13 protein-coding genes are annotated in these 18,221 nt (G+C 39.1%); 9 read left to right on the top strand and 4 right to left on the bottom strand.

The features are described from left to right. The 8 genes from LC115_02135 to LC115_02100 all read left to right on the top strand — a co-directional run. On the top strand, nucleotides 1–1,533 hold a 1,533-nt coding region (locus LC115_02135), incomplete at its 5' end, for a fibronectin type III domain-containing protein (GenBank protein MCZ2355480.1). Nucleotides 1,534–1,665: 132 nt separating this feature from the next. Next, nucleotides 1,666–2,883 carry a bifunctional 3,4-dihydroxy-2-butanone-4-phosphate synthase/GTP cyclohydrolase II gene (locus LC115_02130; protein ID MCZ2355479.1) on the top strand — a complete coding sequence of 406 codons (1,218 nt, stop codon included), beginning with the start codon at nucleotides 1,666–1,668 and terminating at the stop codon, nucleotides 2,881–2,883. 213 nt (nucleotides 2,884–3,096) lie between these two features. Then, on the top strand, nucleotides 3,097–3,570 hold the full coding sequence (gene greA / locus LC115_02125) for a transcription elongation factor GreA (protein MCZ2355478.1): 474 nt from the start codon (nucleotides 3,097–3,099) through the stop codon (nucleotides 3,568–3,570). Next, entirely contained in the window at nucleotides 3,571–3,966 is a 396-nt protein-coding gene (locus LC115_02120; GenBank protein MCZ2355477.1) for an HIT family protein, read from the top strand. Continuing rightward, the gene (locus tag LC115_02115; protein ID MCZ2355476.1) at nucleotides 3,963–4,889 is read left to right on the top strand and encodes an NAD-dependent epimerase/dehydratase family protein; all 927 of its coding nucleotides are present in this window, start codon (nucleotides 3,963–3,965) and stop codon (nucleotides 4,887–4,889) included. Before LC115_02120 ends, LC115_02115 begins: the two co-directional genes overlap by 4 nt. Nucleotides 4,890–4,913: 24 nt before the next feature. Further along, on the top strand, nucleotides 4,914–5,588 hold the full coding sequence (locus tag LC115_02110) for an acyltransferase (GenBank protein MCZ2355475.1): 675 nt from the start codon (nucleotides 4,914–4,916) through the stop codon (nucleotides 5,586–5,588). Nucleotides 5,589–5,749: 161 nt separating this feature from the next. Next, a complete protein-coding gene (gene mqnE / locus LC115_02105) occupies nucleotides 5,750–6,901 on the top strand; it encodes an aminofutalosine synthase MqnE (GenBank protein MCZ2355474.1) in 1,152 nt (383 codons plus the stop codon). Nucleotides 6,902–7,031: 130 nt separating this feature from the next. Next, nucleotides 7,032–8,000 carry a PhoH family protein gene (locus LC115_02100; GenBank protein ID MCZ2355473.1) on the top strand — a complete coding sequence of 323 codons (969 nt, stop codon included), beginning with the start codon at nucleotides 7,032–7,034 and terminating at the stop codon, nucleotides 7,998–8,000. Nucleotides 8,001–8,041: 41 nt separating this feature from the next. On the opposite strand, the gene LC115_02095 is transcribed toward LC115_02100, so the two are convergent. After that, nucleotides 8,042–8,371, bottom strand: coding sequence for a tetratricopeptide repeat protein (locus tag LC115_02095; protein ID MCZ2355472.1), 330 nt, complete (start codon nucleotides 8,369–8,371; stop codon nucleotides 8,042–8,044). Between the two features lie 23 nt (nucleotides 8,372–8,394). Next, nucleotides 8,395–12,981, bottom strand: coding sequence for a LysM peptidoglycan-binding domain-containing protein (locus tag LC115_02090; protein ID MCZ2355471.1), 4,587 nt, complete (start codon nucleotides 12,979–12,981; stop codon nucleotides 8,395–8,397). Nucleotides 12,982–13,301: 320 nt separating this feature from the next. Between LC115_02090 and LC115_02085 the strand changes: the two genes are divergently transcribed. Next, nucleotides 13,302–14,102, top strand: coding sequence for a WG repeat-containing protein (locus tag LC115_02085; GenBank protein ID MCZ2355470.1), 801 nt, complete (start codon nucleotides 13,302–13,304; stop codon nucleotides 14,100–14,102). A gap of 71 nt (nucleotides 14,103–14,173) precedes the next feature. Here LC115_02085 and LC115_02080 read toward each other — a convergent pair whose 3' ends face one another. Together LC115_02080 and LC115_02075 are read right to left on the bottom strand one after the other, a co-directional pair. Then, on the bottom strand, nucleotides 14,174–16,216 hold the full coding sequence (locus LC115_02080; GenBank protein ID MCZ2355469.1) for a hypothetical protein: 2,043 nt from the start codon (nucleotides 16,214–16,216) through the stop codon (nucleotides 14,174–14,176). A gap of 97 nt (nucleotides 16,217–16,313) precedes the next feature. Continuing rightward, entirely contained in the window at nucleotides 16,314–18,110 is a 1,797-nt protein-coding gene (locus LC115_02075) for an acyl-CoA dehydrogenase family protein (GenBank protein ID MCZ2355468.1), read from the bottom strand. Nucleotides 18,111–18,221: the final 111 nt, after the last annotated feature.

Below are 18,221 nucleotides of genomic sequence, written 5' to 3'. Positions count from 1 at the left end.
TGCGAAGGAACAAACCTCAACCTGACTGCTTCAACAGTAAGCGGAGCTACCTATTACTGGACAGGACCAAACGGATTTACCTCAACAACCCAAAACCCAACCCGAACTAACGCCACCCTCACAATGGCCGGAAACTATAACGTAGTAGCCATAGTAGGCAGTTGCACCAGCTCAGTAGCCTCAACAAATGTTACCGTCAATGCTGCGCCTACTGCTTCAACGCCCGGCAGCAACAGCCCCGTATGCGAAGGAACAAACCTCAACCTGACTGCTTCAACAGTAAGCGGAGCTACCTATTACTGGACAGGACCAAACGGATTTACCTCAACAACCCAAAACCCAACCCGAACTAACGCCACCCTCACAATGGCCGGAAACTATAACGTAGTAACCATAGTAGGCAGTTGCACCAGCTCAGTAGCCTCAACAAATGTTACATTTAAAAATGCAAGTATAATTTCCTTATTCACTACCAATGTTTTGCAAAAAGAAGCTACTATAAACTGGACTCTTTCCCAGACGGCTGACTCTGTTAGGGTGTTCTACAAGATGCAGTCATCTAATCATTGGGGGAAAATAATTACCCTTATTGGCCAAAACTTTTTATATCAAAATACATTAACTCCGGGAAAAACCTTTGAGTATAAAATAGAAACTTACGCAAACGGTTGTATGGATTCATCAGCGATACAGACTTTTGAAACATTACCTCCTTGCGGTATTGCCTCTAACTTTACCACAACTAATATTCAAACTACTCAGGCAAAATTATCATGGATAAAAAGCGAAAATCCGGATAGTTTTGTGATTTGGTATCGGAAATCTGGAAATAATAACCTTGTATGGATAAAAGTAAACGTTGGCATTGATACCAGCCGAGTAATTACCGGATTAACAAATCAAACAAATTATGAGTGGAAATTAGTGGCACATTGTGGGGCTTCAAACTTTTATGCTTATCCAGTACAAAACTTTGAAACACCTGCTCCGTGTGGTACTGTTATTAACTTAAATGTTACGGATATTACTTCAAATCGGGTAAAATTGTGGTGGGATACAATACCCGGTTCTACATATCAGATAGCTTGGCGAGTAATAAATACTGTAAATTGGTGGAATAGAACGAATGTACAAGGTTCACCCGTATTTCATGCCAGTAATCTTGCTCCAAATACAACCTATGAATGGCGAGTTCGGTCTATCTGTAATGGAGAAAATGACCAATGGTCTGTTTTAGATACTTTTACAACAGGTAGTTTAAAAGATCCTATTGCCCACAATGATAATAGTTTTTCTATATATCCCAATCCTACACAAGGGCAATTTATCGCACGAATATCAGCAGAAACGGGCGTTCGATATAGCTGCAAAATCATTTCAATAAACGGACAAGAAATAACCCAAAGAGAAGGAATTATTGATTCTAAGCCAGTTGATTTTGCCTTCGACATTTCAGATAATGCCAAAGGAGTTTATTTTCTTTACCTAAGTATTGGAGAAGATGTTTATATTGAAAAGATAGTTCTGAAATAACCAACTATATTTTAATATGCCAGAAAAACTTTAAAACCTCATTTATAGATAATTTAAAAAAGTTAGAGTAAATTTAGTTCGCATAATACTGAAAAACTTCAGCCTAAAAAAGCGTAACTTTGTGCTTTAAATATGTCATCTATACATTTTGACACCATTGACGAGGCTATTAAAGATATTTTGCAAGGCAAAATGATTATAGTCGTGGACGATGAGGACAGAGAAAACGAAGGAGATTTTGTAATAGCTGCTCGTTTTGCCACACCGGAAGTGGTTAATTTTATGGCTACCGTAGGTAAAGGCTTAATATGTGTGCCATTAGAAGAAGCTCGTTGTGATGCGTTAGGCTTAGGGCTTATGGTTCAGCAGAATAGCGCTCAGTTTCAAACCCAATTTACAGTTTCTGTTGATTTTTTAGGAGATGGATGCACTACCGGTATTTCTGCCTACGACCGTTCCAGAACTATCAAAGCCTTAATAGATCCGGAAACGAAGCCCGAAGACTTAGGCAGACCGGGGCATATTTTTCCGCTAAGAGCTAAAGAAGATGGCGTTTTGAGGCGAGCTGGGCATACAGAAGCAGCTATTGACTTGGCTCGCTTAGCTGGCCTTGAACCAGCCGGCGTTATCGTAGAAATAATGAACGATAACGGAACAATGGCCAGACTTCCCGACCTCTCCAAAATAGCCCAACAATATCAACTGCGGCTCATTACGATACAAGACTTAATCAGCTACCGGTTGCGCACAGAATCCCTTGTTACAAGAGAAGTTTCCGTTTCTTTACCCACAAAATATGGAGACTTCCAGCTAACAGCCTATACACACAACCATACCGGCCAAGAACATTTAGCTATTCATAAAGGAAAGTGGACATCCGAAGATACTGTACTTACCAGAGTGCATTCATCTTGTTTTACCGGAGATATTTTAGGGTCATTACGCTGCGATTGTGGAGACCAATTAACTGCCGCCATGCAACAAATTGAAAAACATGGCTCAGGAGTAGTGCTGTATATGAACCAAGAAGGCAGAGGAATCGGGCTTATCAACAAGTTAAAAGCATATCACTTACAAGAAAAAGGGCTAAATACTGTTCAAGCAAATATCGAATTGGGCTTTCGCCCTGACGAACGAGATTATGGCATTGGAGCCCAAATTCTACGGGATTTAGGTATCCGAAAACTACGCCTAATGACCAACAACCCCACCAAACGTGCCGGCTTGCAAGGATATGGCCTCGAAATAGTAGATACCGTTCCCATAGAGTGCACTCCTAACATTCATAATCATAACTACTTACGTACCAAAAAAGAACTTATGGGGCACGAAATTCTCCTTGAAGAATAAAATAACCCATGTTTTTTTCGGTATAATTATCCGTACTTCATCAAATAAAGATATAACAAACCTGCTGTTTCTCTAAAAAAAACAGCAGAAATACGTGTTAATTAAAATTTCAGATAATTTAATTCCCAAAAAGTATTAGATTTGCAGCGCAGTTGGGGGCTAACGCTTTCCAACTGCTCTTGTTATTTAGAAAATCCATAAAACCAGAGTCAAATGAGTGTAATTTCTTATTTTACAGAAGAAGGGTTAAAACGTCTTCAAGAAGAACTTCATGAAATGAAGACTAAGCAACGCACAGATATTGCTAAGCAAATTGCAGAAGCCCGCGAAAAAGGCGATTTAAGCGAAAATGCCGAGTATGACGCTGCCAAAGATGCACAAGGTTTATTAGAACTTAGAATAGCCCAATTAGAAGCACAATTAAAAAATGCTCGCGTTTTGGATGACTCTAACTTAGACTCATCCAAAGTGCTAATTCTCTCTTTGGTAAAGCTAAAGAACCTAAAAACAAACCAAGTAGTAACTTATCAATTAGTTTCCCAGCAAGAGGCAGACTTAAAATCAGGTAGAATCTCCATAGAATCCCCCATCGGAAAAGGGCTGCTGGGAAAGGTCGTGGGAGATAAAGCCGAAATTACCGTACCGGCAGGAAAACTGTCATTTGAAGTTCTTGAGATTTCACGCTAAATGCCTTCGATATTTTCAAAAATTATTTCCGGAGAAATACCCTGCCACAAAGTAGCAGAAACAGACCAGTTTCTTGCTTTTTTAGATATTTTTCCATTGGTAAAAGGACATACATTAGTCATTCCAAAGCAGGAAATTGACTATATTTTTGATATGCCTCCTGCATTACTAAGTGATTTAATGCTATTTGCCCAAAAAATCGCACCGGCTATTCAGCGCGCTTGCCCTTGTAAGCGTATCGGAGTTGCCGTAATTGGCTTAGAAGTACCACACGTCCATATACACCTAATTCCACTACAAAATGTCGCTGATATGAATTTTGAACGGCCAAAACTAACCGTATCTTCACAAGAATTAACAGAAATAGCAACTTCAATACAAAAATATCTACTATGAAGATTTTAGTAACGGGCGGAGCAGGTTTTATTGGATCCCATATCGTTGATGCTATGATTCATTCTAATCATCAGGTTGAGGTGTTGGATAACCTAAGTACCGGCTTCGCACACAATGTTCCTACAGGAATTACTTTTTTTAACGAAGATATAGGAAATCCAGCAGCCGCTGAAATAGTTCAAAATGGCGGATACGATACCATTTTTCATCAAGCTGCCCAAATTGATGTTAGAAAATCAGTGCAAAATCCGGCCGAAGATGCACATATAAATATCATTGGCACAATCAATTTATTAGAGGCAGCTGTTAAATCGAGAGTTCAGCATTTTATTTTTGCATCCAGCGGTGGGGCCGGTTACGGAGAACCTGATTACTATCCTTTAGATGAAAAACACTTACTTAATCCATTATCCCCTTACGGAATATCTAAAATAGCAGTAGAAAAGTATCTACATTATTATCAAGAAGTTCATGGGCTAAAAACAACCATTTTACGCTACGCAAACGTATATGGCCCACGCCAAAACCCGCACGGAGAAGCCGGCGTAGTAGCTATATTCCTAAACAAAATGCTCCAAAACCAACAACCGTTAATTAACGGCGACGGTAAACAAACCCGTGATTACGTTTATGTAGCAGATGTGGTAAATGCTAACACTATGGTATTCAACAATAAAAAATACGGAGCTTATAATGTAGGAACAGGAAGAGAAATAACGGTGAACGAGATATTTGAAGTCTTAAATACCTTTTTTGAAAACAAATTTTCCCAACAACATGGCCAAGCTAAGTCTGGGGAGCAACGCCGGTCTGTACTTAGTTATCAAAAAATCAAACAAGAATTTGGTTGGGAGCCAACTATTGATTTAGAAACTGGGTTATACAAAACCTATCAATGGTTTGCCTCTGTACAGAATAAATAGTTTACCTCATCATAAACTGCTAAAATGATTCGAGCTTTATTTATAAAGCTATTAAGAGTTTCCGGGAAACAATATACTCCTGCTCCTGAGCTACCTACCGGTCTCTTGATTAATACTTTAATTACAAGATTTGTATATCTGCTGCGCGGCTTTTGTCTATTCCAAAAATTTGTTTTTGTAGGTAGTAGCTCAAAAATTCGTGGGAAATCTACCCTTAAATTAGGGCGTGGAGTTACCATAGACCACCACTGCGACTTAGACGGATACGCACGGGAAGGAATTGAAATTGGTAATAGCTCAAAAATAGGAGCTTACACCGTAGTGTCATGTACAAGCCATTTTTCAAAACTCGGAAAAGGTTTTAAAATGGGAAGTTTTAGCGGAATCGGAGAATTTTCATACATAGGTTCAGCAGGAGGAGTAACGATTGGCGATAACGTAATTATGGGGCAGTATATTAGCTTTCATTCTGAAAACCATAACTTTGAAGACACCTCTAAACTAATTCGAGATCAAGGAGTTACATCGCAGGGAATATTATTGGGAAATGATATTTGGGTCGGCGCAAAGGTTACTTTTTTAGACGGATGCCAAATAGGCAACCATTGCGTAGTAGCCGCCGGTGCTGTAGTTAAAGGAACCTTCCCCGATAACTGCGTTATTGGAGGCGTGCCTGCCAAAATACTGAAACAATTATAGCTACCTACCTAATCGTTACTTATTTCGAGATGCCATTCTAAATTGTAACCTTATTTTTTCAAACAACTAAAATTTTACTTGTTAATACCGGGTTATCGTTATCTTCCTTCTATTTTAGCTCTGTAAGCATTACAATTTGTATTATTTTTGTATCATAGTTTATGATTCATTCAGCAGTTCCTTTTATTCCTACAGAATTAAGTAATTTTGAAGCCAAAATATTTAATTTAGTAACTTCCGGTGGCCGCTTAACCGAAGCAGACGCATTGGAGTTATACCATTCAAATAATATTCCCTTTTTAGCTTACTTAGCCTCTTGGGTTCGGCATCAAAAACATGGGTTAAAAACATATTTCAACCGAAATTTTCATATAGAACCGACCAATATCTGTGTTTATACTTGTGCTTTTTGTGCTTTTGCGCGCAAGCCGGGAGAAGAAGGCGGATGGGAATACAGCTTAGAAGACGTTGAGAACCAAGTTAAGCGGTTTCATGGGGTTCCGATTACAGAAATACACATTGTGGGCGGCGTACACCCAAAGCGAGGGGTAGAATATTATGGAGAAATGATACGCCGTATCAAAGCAATACGGCCAGAAATCCATGTAAAAGGGTTTACTGCCGTAGAGCTAAAAGTTATGTTTGCCAGAAGCCGCATGACATACGAAGAAGGGCTGCTTAGCCTGAAAAATGATGGATTAGATTCTTTGCCCGGAGGCGGTGCTGAAATTTTTGATCACGAAATCCGTAAGCAAATCTGTGAAACCAAAGCCTCTGCTGACGAATGGTTGGCTATTCATGAAACCGCCCATAGGTTAGGAATCCCCTCTAACTGCACTATTTTGTATGGACACATGGAAACCTACAAACACCGTGTACATCACCTCGCTAAACTTCGAGACCTTCAAGATAAAACGCATGGCTTTAATACTTTCATCCCACTAAAATTCCGCCGTGAAAATAACGACATGGCGCACATTGTAGAAACCTCCATTATAGAAGACCTAAAAAACTACGCAATAAGTAGATTATTTTTAGATAATATCCCACATATTAAAGCCTACTGGCCAATGATTGGGCGGGAAACTACTCAAATGAGCCTAAGTTTTGGTGTGGATGACATAGACGGCACAATTGATGACTCTACCAAAATCTATTCTATGGCTGGCGCAGAAGACCAAACGCCCAGTATGACAACACCAGAACTTATCCAACTAATCAAAAATGCCGGTTATCAACCGATAGAACGGGATTCTATCTATAACCAACTCCACGATTATTCGGTGGAGACCTTTACTGAACTGATTTCTTAATCGAAAAAATTGAATCAATTAAATCTGGGTGTAGTCCAAACCTAAAATTCGGTAACGTTAAAATCAGAAATAACTATTTGTTTTAGTCCTCTTTTTTGGTTATCTTGCCTTACTTTTTAATACAGGACATTTGCAAGAACAAATTTTAACCATAGATAATGCTGATATTCGTGCCTTTTATGGCACAAATGATGAATATTTAAACCGTATTCGGGAGACCTTTCCGGATGTTAAATTTATCGCACGCGGTAATCAGCTTAAATTACAAGGTGAACCTGATAAAATACAAATAATCAGCCAGTTAATTGGTAGTATGATTCAGGAAATTCAACGAAGAGGTTCTTTGGAACACTACCGCTTTTCAGATATATTAGCTGGAAATATTGCTAACTCAAGCTCTTTTCATGAATCTAACTCAGACCCAAACTTAATTTTGTATGGTGTGCAAGGAAATCCAGTACGGGCAAAAACCAAAGGGCAGCAAGAAATGGTAGCATTATCTACGCAGAATGATATTTTATTTGCAGTAGGCCCAGCCGGGACGGGTAAAACTTATACAGCAGTAGCTTTGGCTGTTAAAGCCTTGAAGGAGAAAAGGGTGCGTAAAATCATTTTGGTACGCCCGGCAGTAGAAGCCGGAGAAAGTCTCGGATTTTTACCCGGAGATTTAAAGGAAAAAATTGACCCCTACCTGAGACCACTCTATGACGCACTCGAGGATATGATTTTACCGGAAAAACTACGCGCTTACCTTGAAAAAAATATCATAGAAATTGCCCCGCTCGCTTATATGCGCGGACGTACACTTACGAACGCCTTTATCTTACTTGACGAAGCCCAAAACGCTACCGAATTGCAAATGAAAATGTTCTTGACCCGATTAGGTATTGACTCTAAGATTATCGTTACCGGTGATACTACCCAAATAGACTTAACTAAAAACCAAAAATCAGGTCTCTTGCAAGCATTAAAAATATTTCAAAATATTCCAAACATCGGATTTGTATTCCTAAATGCACACGATGTTGTTCGTAATAAATTAGTTAAAAAAATATTAGAAGCCTACGAAACAGTTTCCCGTTTAGAAAACAAGGAATGAAACAAAACTATCCTTGTTTTCTAAATTTCACTTTAAGGCTGCTACATATCTAACATTTCTTGCAAAGCGGTAAAAAGTTCTGCACGAGTACGAACTTCTCCCATCTTTTCTGCATAAACTATACCCTCTTGGTATAATCTTTTAGCATCTTCTATCCGATTCAGTTTTTCCATTAACTTCCCATACTGGTAATATAATGCAACATAATCAGGTTTTTTTTGGTAAATGGAGTCGAACAAATTACAGGCTTTTTCATCCTCACCTAAGCTAACATATTCTAAAGCTAAGGCAAATGTAATGAACGTATCATTAGGGTCTTGCTCCTGAAAACTAAGTAGTTGCGATAGTCTTTCTGATTTTAAATTACTCATAGATACCCATGATAAGTGATATTTTATTTTCGGACACGTAACTTTTGGTATGGTACTACGCTATCATTCTCTATTTTGTTCCAATTCATCAAGTCATCAACGGTAATTCCAAACTTTCTGGCAATACTATAAATCGTTTCTCCAAATTGAACGATATAATATTTAGACTCTTCGCTCTTTTCTTGGTCTTCTTTTTTGTTTTCCTGAACTTCTTGTCTTACGCGGTTATCTGACACAAAATATTTGCGTCTTTCTTCATCCGAGAGTTCTCTGTTTTTGAGGCTATCTGCGTAATTAAGTAGGTCTTGATAATTTGGGAATACTTCGTATATCTTAACGGAAAACTTATCTGATGCTACTGCTAAGCGTTTACTATCAGGGCTAAATGCGGCATAGTATCCTAAGCCGGTATGGCCTGCATAGAAAGCTAACTCAAGGAAAGACTTTCCGTCCCATAAGCGAACGGTGTTATCATCTGAAGAAGTAGCTATTCTTTTATCATCTGGTGAAAACACAGAATGATACACTGACGCGCTGTGAGATTCTAATTTAGCGAGTTCTTTGCCGGTTCTGGTATCCCAAACTTTTGCGGTAGAGTCTTTGGAGGCCGTAACGGCTAAATTGTTGTTATGACTAAATGACACATGATTAACGCCGGCTTTATGACCTTTTAATACGAAAATATTTTCTCCGGTGGTGGCATTATAGATGCGTGCGGTGTTGTCATTTGAGGCGGAAGCCATCATTTTTCCGTCAAAACTAAATACTACAAACACTACTTCGGCGTTGTGAGCGTGTATTTGTCGAATTTGTTTGCCGGAGTTATCCCACAAAATGATTGTTCCGTCTTTTGAGGCTGTGGCGATACGGGAACCGTCCGGGCTAAATGCTCCATACAACACTTCATCGGAATGGCCTACAAGTTCATGGGTTACTTCTCCTGTTTTGGTATCCCAGATGCGGGCTGTTTTGTCTATAGAGGTTGTTAGGATTTTCGCTCCGTCTGTGCTGATGGTGGCGTGGGTAAGTAGGTTTTTATGGCCTCGTAAGGTAGATATATTTTTCCCTTCGGGGAAAGTCCAGACCCGTGCAGAGAAGTCTTCGGCCATCGTTACCAATAAATCTCCTCTGGCAGAGAAGTACGCATTATCAACGATGTGGGTGTGTCCGGTAAGGATAGAGATTTGTTTGCCGGTATAAACGTTCCAGAGTCTGGCTGTTTTATCCCAAGAAGTGGTTACGAGTGTTTTTCCGTCCGGTGAAAAGGCGTTGTATATCAGTTTGTTCTTATGCCCTAATAGAACTCCTTTGGGTTTTTCGTTTACGATAGCGTTTACGGCGTTGTACAAAGCAGCTTCGGATTCTTCTACGTAAGGTCTATCTGGATTTGATAAATCTTTGGGAAGAGCTTGCTGGGCTAAGAGTAGTGCTACAATGGGGTTTTTCTTTTTCACTTCTTGCCTTGCTAAATCAGACAAAAAGAGGGATTGTGTAATCATTGCGTTATTACGTTGGCGGGTAGCTATTTCTTGTTGAAGAAGAGCTTCTTTTTCTTTTTCTTCCGCACGCATTCTTTCTTGGTCTGCTATTTTGGTTTGATTTTCAGCAATAATTCTTTGGTTTTCAGCGATTCTACGTTCGTTTTCGGCTATTTTGCGTTGGTTTTCGGCTATTACTGTTTGTGAAACTGCATTTGCGCGTTCACCTTCTGCAATTTTTCGTTGAGCTTCTGCTACCAGGAAGTTTGTTTCTGCCCTAAGTTTTTCGCGTTCTGCTATAAGTCGTTGATTTTCAGCTTCGCGAGTTTTGTTTTCTGCTATTAATCGCTGTCTTTCTGCTATCAATGCGTGTCTTTCTGCATTGGCTTTTTGAATCAACGCTTCATTACGAGACAATGAGGCAAAATAAGTGGCAATAAGCGATATGAGTAGCAGGGTGGAAATCACTCCAATAGCAAACAATACTAACCTACGGTTACGTTCTATTTTTTGTTTACTTAACCGGAGAAACTCTTCTAAGTCATCTAAATAGAGTGTTGCTTGTTCCATAGGTTCTAAGTATGGAATCATTTCGTCCGGGCGGATGTAGCGGTTTACCCAAGCCGGATTGGGGCGTTGTTTTTCATACCATGCATGAAAATAACTGAATGGCCCGGTAGATAACAGATATTTGGAAGACTTTTCATTAACAAGCCAACTATCTAACTGAATTTTTAGGTCGTTGTATATCTGAACGCTTTTGTTTTCGGCTTCAGCCCACTCTATTAATTTTTCCCAGTTCCGAATTAAGGATTCATGTGTAATATCAAGGACAGATTCTGGGCGCAATTCTACAGAATCAGGGTCGTTTGAGATGTAAGGCTGAATAAAGTTATTTCCTCGTTCACGAAATAGGTTAAGTACGTGCCCCACAATAACATAATCTGCTTCTTCGCCTCCATAAATTTCAGCAATCTGCTTTAAGGTCATACGGTTTCGCACCGCACGATTGTCATCAATTTTAGTTAAACAAATGAATGCTATTCTTACAATTTCGGTGATAGTTTCTTTATCTGCCTTTGGGGTGTAGTTTTTGTTGTAGTATTCGTGGGCTATTTCGTAGAGTTCATTTGCGTGGCGGCTTAATATATTGCGTAATCTGGGCTTATCATATAGGTTTTGGGTTTCTGGAGTTAGCTTGTTGAACCATTCACGGAATTTAGACTGGTCTTCTTTGGGGAGTTTATTAGCGCTTAGGCCGCCTACTTTGGCGTATTCGAGGAGGTCTATTTCTTTTTTTTCTTTTTGGGCGACTTCCCACATTTGGTGAAGACAATGCTGAAGCACCGGTAGTTGGTCTATGCCGTCTCCTAAGTCATTAAGCAGTCGTTGGCTTAGGCGTAAGCTCAATTTATCTCCATTTAACCGAGCCGGAGCTTCGATAACTTCCTGAATTTCTTCACGTTTTAATCTTGGGACGAAATACGTACTCTGGCCGATAAGTTCTGCAAAACCTCGAAAAGCGACACACTGACCAATGTAGTCCGACCGCATCGTGAAGACGACAAAAATAGGCAGGTCTTCTTCATGTGCGATGCGTATGGTTTCGATAAGAACGTTTACCGTGATTTGTGCTACCGGAGAGGCTATGGAATCTCGGTAGTTTTCGGCATTAGTAAAAAACTCCTCAAATTGGTCAACTATAATCAGTAGGTTTGCAGCCTGCCTGCGTAAGTTTCTTCGTTGTTCTTCATCGGCTTCAAGGTAATCTTTTCCGGTTATATCGCAGTAGATAGACGATTTTTTGTATAAATCTACCAATGCAGAGAAGCCATAACTCAGGGTTGTTTCTACTTGTTCGGCATTTCGCTGGCGCAAAGCCGCAGCTAAGGCATTGGAAAGGTTGGTAAGAGGTGTTCTTTCTGGGCGGAAATCGGCAACTGCCCATTTGCTAAATACTGACCGTAAAAAGCCCCCTTTAACAGAGGGAACAACGCCGGCATAAATCAACGATGACTTACCGTCCCCTGAAGAGCCCGTAACCATCGAAAATTTATTCCGTTCAATCATACGCAAAATGCTGTCTATATGCTTTTCGCGTCCTTTAAAAAAGATAGATTCGTCTTCTGAAAATGGCCGTAAACCGGTGTATGGGCTGAACGTTTGCTCTACAATAGCCTGTCCTCGATAAACTTTTTCAAATGTTTTTTGGATTGTGGGTAAAAACTGGTCTTTTGAGAGTACCTGTAATTGGAGTTGGGGAGCCTGAAAGCGTAAAAAACGATTTCTACGAGGCTCATCTTCTCCCAGCATCAAGATAGGTGTGTTTGATGATGCACCACCAATTAGCTTCCAAACTTGCTTGGTAAACGAAATCGCCCAGTCTGCACATTCTTTGAAATATACAATAGCCAAACGGCTCTTACGTATCTGGATAATAGCCTGACTCCGGTAATCTACTTCATTTTCAGGAACAACCGTTAAAGTCGTTATGCGGTGGTCTTCTGATGCTGTTTCTATAATTTGGTAGCATTCTGCTGCATCCTGAATGTTATACAAAAAGCAGTAATCGTATTCTTTGGTAAAAGAGACTACCTGTTCTTCTTCCTGTAAGGAGGTGCGGATATCCTCTACGAATTGTGCCGGACTGATTACGCTCGTAAACATAATGTCTCGAGTTAGGTTATTTTGAATACCCTGAATAAAGTCCTGCTGTTTTTCATCTATTTGGGTATTTTCGGTAGGTAAATTCCAAACGAAGCGTTTATACTTTCCGGCGGTTTCACGGGATTTTTGGCTTGCCTTTTCATATTGATACAATGGCAAAGAAACCTCCGGATTGCTGGCTAACGGACTCCCAAAGGTTGAACCCAATACATGAATATAACATTCTGTAACAGATAAAGACTTGATAACAACATCTTTAAATTCAGACTCTTCCAATGGGATGTTCCCTTGCGGATAGACTTCTAACCCTGCTTTTTCAAGTATAAAGGCCAAAATATCCCGCTTCTCTTTGACATCTTCCCCCGACCATGCCAAATAAACCTTCCGCCGAATATGTTTTTCCTCAGTAGTTTCAGTTGATTCAACACCTTCTGCCTGACCAGATAAGACTAATTCATCTTTCATACCACAATGATGTAATGTATGGTTTTTACGTAGATTACTCCACCTTGCGAAATTACGCTTTTTTTTTGAATTATAACAGTAAGTGTTTATTGTTGAAAAATAACCACTTATTCACATTTTCTAAATACTTTATGCACATTTTAGAAAATAGAATCTTTCTTTATTGGGATTTAGAATCCATAAAAGCGGCATTTTCTAAGCTGCACTCCAAGATTAGTTAGCGTATTTTTGAACTAAATAAGCCTAAAAACAAACGGCTAAGTGCTTTTTCTCGTTAGCTAACGTAAAAATAATGTATCTTAGCTCAAAATATATTGGATGTGCGTATCTACTGGATACTGTTTTTTTGTTTGTTTTTAGAAGGATATAGCCAAAAAAGCACCTTTGAACCCTTTGAACACGGTAATTTATGGGGTATTCGGTACAAAAAAAACAAACAAATAATTGTTCCACCTACCTATAAAATGATTTTTCCGTTTGAAAAGGGGCAAATAATCACACCGGTTTTTTCTGCTAACGGATGGGGTTTTTGCGACACTACCGGAAAAGAAGTAATCTCATGCCAATTTGACAAAGTAGTGTGTATTTCAGACTGGGATTGCTTTGCCGTATCCAAAAACCAAAAATGGGGTATCTATGATTTTAATGGTATTTTAAAGCAACCCTGCCGTTATGACGAATTACGCCTCTGGTGCGAACACCAACCCAATGGAATTCAATATTGTATGTATGCTAATCAACTTGGATTGGTGATTTGCGATGGAAAATTTGGGTATCTATCCAACGATTTACACGAATTTATTCCTTGCCAATATGAAGATGCCTTAGAATTTAGCGATGATTTAGCTGCCGTAAAAAATGGCGGAAAATGGGGTTATATAGGCACGAATGGCCAAATAATCATCCCATTTATTTATTCAGATGCCCGAAATTTTAACTTAGGTGCCGCCTTTGTTAAAGTAGGAAAATTATGGGGAGCTATTGATAAAACCCAAAAAGTAGTTATCCCATTCCAATATGAAGCATTAAAGTCTCCCAGAAATAGTTTTGATGCCAAAGGCAGAACCGAAGTGCGCCAACATGGAGCATGGAGCACTATCAATATCAATAAGTTTAAATAATAAAACTATTTTAAGTTCCCAAAACAGTATAACTTAGTCAAATCTTACTTAAAATCAGTAAATTAGATTAGTTATTTATTTAGGTTTGCTTCATAAATATGGTTAAAGATGGTTTCCTTTTCTAAAAAATAGTAGTTTTTATGCTCTCCAAACCGTTCTGGGCGTATTAACCCAAACTGAACTAAACCTTTTAGGTATTTTGAGGCAGTATTATATTTTAGATCAAGGACTTCAACAAAGGTATTCAGAGAGAACCCTTTATGGTTATTGACTAAAAAAACCGGTAAATCAAAAATAATTTCATACAAAGTTCCTTGTAAGTGCATATCATAGAGCATTTTACGGATACCTTGTTCCAGAGCCGGATTTGTTGTTTGAATTTCATACAAAAAGTTTCCTAATCTATCTATTTCATTTTGAGATAAATAGCTTCTGATATTCCGGTAAGAAAAGTTAAGGTGTTCAGACGCAAGTGGTAAATCACCTCTTGTGATAGAGATACATTGATTCAACACTTTATTTCTAAAGTTTGCGGGTTCTTCTGCAAAATCGCTCCACTTTCCGGTAAAAATATTAGCGGGGCATCTTGGATTACCGATAGATTGCAGTAAATCCTGAGCTACTTTGTATGAGTGATTATTTCCTGACAATCTGGCAGATATAGTTAGAATCTTTATAGATTCTTGATGATAGCTAAAGAAAATATGGATATTGTTTTGGGCAATAATTTTACTATTTCTAAAAATATCTACATATCGTTCCCACAAGCGAAGCCCTACGGAATTAGGATTTTGGCTGCAAAAGTCATGGAAACGTGTAAATAGCTGAAAATAATTGTATCCTTTTTCGGTAATTAGTTTTAATTTGCTACTATAAACTGCTTGGTTAAGTAATTGAGTAAGAGTTTCTAAGAGAATTACCACTGCTTCGCAGCCGCCTTCCGGCAGGCGTTTGATAAGTGGTTCTGTTTGCTCTACCAAGTATTCTATTCCTTTTGTCCATAATTCGGAGTGTTCGCAGGCGTGCGCAGCCAAAGAAATTGTTTCTGCATATTTTTGATAATCACCATCTTTTTTAAACCATGTAGCCAAGTCTTTTAGGGAATGAAAAGCAGCCGTAGAATCACCGGAAAGCAACATGATCCGGTATTTAAGTTGCTGATATTGATGCACATTGATAATATCCGGACGAACTTCATTGAGGATTAAGGCTGCATCTATTTGCCGAAGTGCTTCTTGGCACAATGATTTTTCTCCTAAAGTAGCTAACTGAAAATAGGCATAAGCCAAACGATAGTATAAATACCCCTGAATTTCAGCCGAATAGCGTTCTTTGCGGGCAATTTCTCTTAGGCAATGATCTTTGAGGGCATATAAAATCAGGCGGCGCTCTTCAATATCAGGTTGCAACACAAGTTCCTCAATGAGCGATTGCATCATGAGGTCAATAAAAATAATGTGTGCTTCTTCAAAAGCCTGAAACTGGTCTGCTAATTGGCTGATTTTTTCTCTTGCATAAATTAAGGTTTCTCGGTTTGGAAATTGCAACAGCACTTGAACCAAACTTGTCATGGATAACAAAGCTATCGGCTGTTGAGGGCTTTTACGGATAGCTTTTTCCATCCAAAACTGAATCCGGATAGAATATTCCGGGCGTTTTTCGTGTAACAAAGTGTAGCCTGCCAAGAAAAAACCCATTGGAAAAACGTCCCCAGTCTGTAAGGCTTTTTGATTTAGCCAGTTTTCAAATTCTTCTATCGAAATTAAGCGATGAATTCTTTTGGCGCAGGTTATCCAACATTGATGTTCAATTTCCCAATTGGGATGATATTCTATCCATTTTTTAGAAAATGTTGATAATAAATTATTTAGCCTTGTAAAAGACTGGGTTTGGAACTCAAAAAGTAAATATGCCTGAGCGATAGCGATGAGTTTTTCGGCATTTTGGGGGGTTACTTTTTGTTTGGCAAAGTACCCATCCGTTAATTGTTCATATTCTACCCAGCTAAGGCGATAGGAACGACTTACTAAGTTGATCAAATGTTCGTCATCGGGGTAGGTTGCTAAAAGTGCTTTTAGTGCTGTTTTTAGACCGCCGCTGATGATTGAATACATAATTTTTACTTTTTAAATGGTTATTTACCCATAACGCTACTTCTTATAAGAAGTAATGTTATGGGTAAATTTATGGAAATGAGTTTGTTACTAAAATTTAGAAAGGATATTTACCGGCAGCAATAACGGCTTGGGCTATTTGTCTGCGGGCATCTTTGGTGTTAAATGGTTCTGATTTTGTGAATCGTTTCATACCCATAAGCATCACGCGAAGTTCGTCTCCGGTGGCGAAGGCGTTGCAGGCATTTTTTCCAGCTATAAAAACGCGGTCTGCGGCATCATTTAGGTATGTTAAGAACATTTGCTCCAAAACGGCATTCGTTTCGCTTGCCGGATTCGTAGTTTTTAGTTTTTCTACCCGCAGCATAAAGGACTCACAAACATAGGTTTCTATGCACATATCTGCAATGTTCATCAAGATTTCTTGTTCATGGGCTAATTTCTGCATGAATTTTTGGACGGCAGCCCCGGCAACCATTAATGCTGCTTTTTTGAGGTTTTTGATTAGTTTTTTCTCACGGCCAAATACGATAGAATCATCTGGGGTGCTGAAATCTGGAACAGACATAAGTTCTTTTTGAACTGCCATAGCGGGAGTCATCAGGTCTAACTTGCCTTTCATCGCTTTTTTCAGGAGCATATCTACGGTAAGTAAGCGGTTGATTTCGTTAGTGCCTTCAAAGATTCTGTTGATTCGGGCATCACGGTAGGCTCTATCCATCGGTGCTTCTGCTGAAAAGCCCATGCCTCCATAGATTTGTACACCTTCATCTACCACATAATCAATCACTTCTGATCCAAATACTTTAAGCATAGCACATTCTACAGAAAACTCTTCGGCTGCTTTTAAAAGAGCATCATTGGTACTCATACCGGCAGCAAGGTTTTGTTCTTCGGTAAGGCGTAGATCGTTACTTGCTCTATAAGTAGCTGTTTCTAAGGCAAATATCCTGATAGCTTGTTCCGCTAATTTATATTGAACGGCACCGAATTTGGAAATAGAGGTGTTAAATTGGTGTCTTTCGATGGCGTATTGAGCTGATACTGAGGCTGCTTTTTTGGCTCCCCCCAAAACGGCTGCGGCCAATTTAATCCTTCCGATATTCAGAATATTGAATGCTATCAAGTGCCCTTTTCCGGCTTCTCCCAGTAAATTTTCTACGGGTATTTTCATATCATTAAAGAAAACTTGCCGCGTTGAAGAGCCTTTTATACCCATTTTCTTTTCTTCTTCTCCCAGACTTAGCCCCGGGGTACCTTTTTCTACAATAAATCCGGTAAATTGTTCTCCATTTATTTTGGCGAATACAACAAATACATCTGCGAAGCCGGCGTTGGTTATCCACATTTTTTGGCCGTTAATGATGTAGTGTTTTCCGTCATCGGATAATACAGCTTTGGTTTTAGCTCCTAATGCATCTGATCCAGACCCCGGCTCTGTGAGGCAGTAAGAGGCTTTCCATTCGCCGGAAGCTAATTTAGGCAAGTATTTAGCTTTTTGGGCATCATTACCAAAGTATAATATCGGTAACGTACCAATGCCGGTATGGGCAGCCAAAGCTACTGAAAATGAATGTCCTGCGCCTAAAACCTCTGTGGTAAGCATAGCCGTAATGAAATCCATCCCATAACCGCCATATTCGGTAGGGATAGAAATACCCAATAACCCTTGATTGCCGGCCTTAGTTACTAACTCAGGCATCAGCTTAGGATTGTCCATTTTATCCAATGCCTCAATGTATGGATAGACTTCATGAACCAAGAAATCACCACACATATCAGCTAAACTTCTCTGTTCGCTGTTAAATTCTTCTGGAACAAAAACATCGGTTGCGGCTGTGTCTTTCACTAAAAATTCGCCGCCTTTTAATAAATTGGTCATAGCAACACTCATATTTTAAATAGGTAAATTAGTTACATAATTTTTCTCAAAAATAGGCTTTATTATAATTCCAAAAACATATTTTAGAGAAAAAACAAAAAAACAACTGAAGAAGAAAGTCGG

The organism is Bacteroidia bacterium, assembly GCA_026932145.1.
GTDB lineage: Bacteria > Bacteroidota > Bacteroidia > J057 > JAIXKT01 > JAIXKT01.
This window is presented reverse-complemented; position numbering and strand designations above follow the sequence as displayed.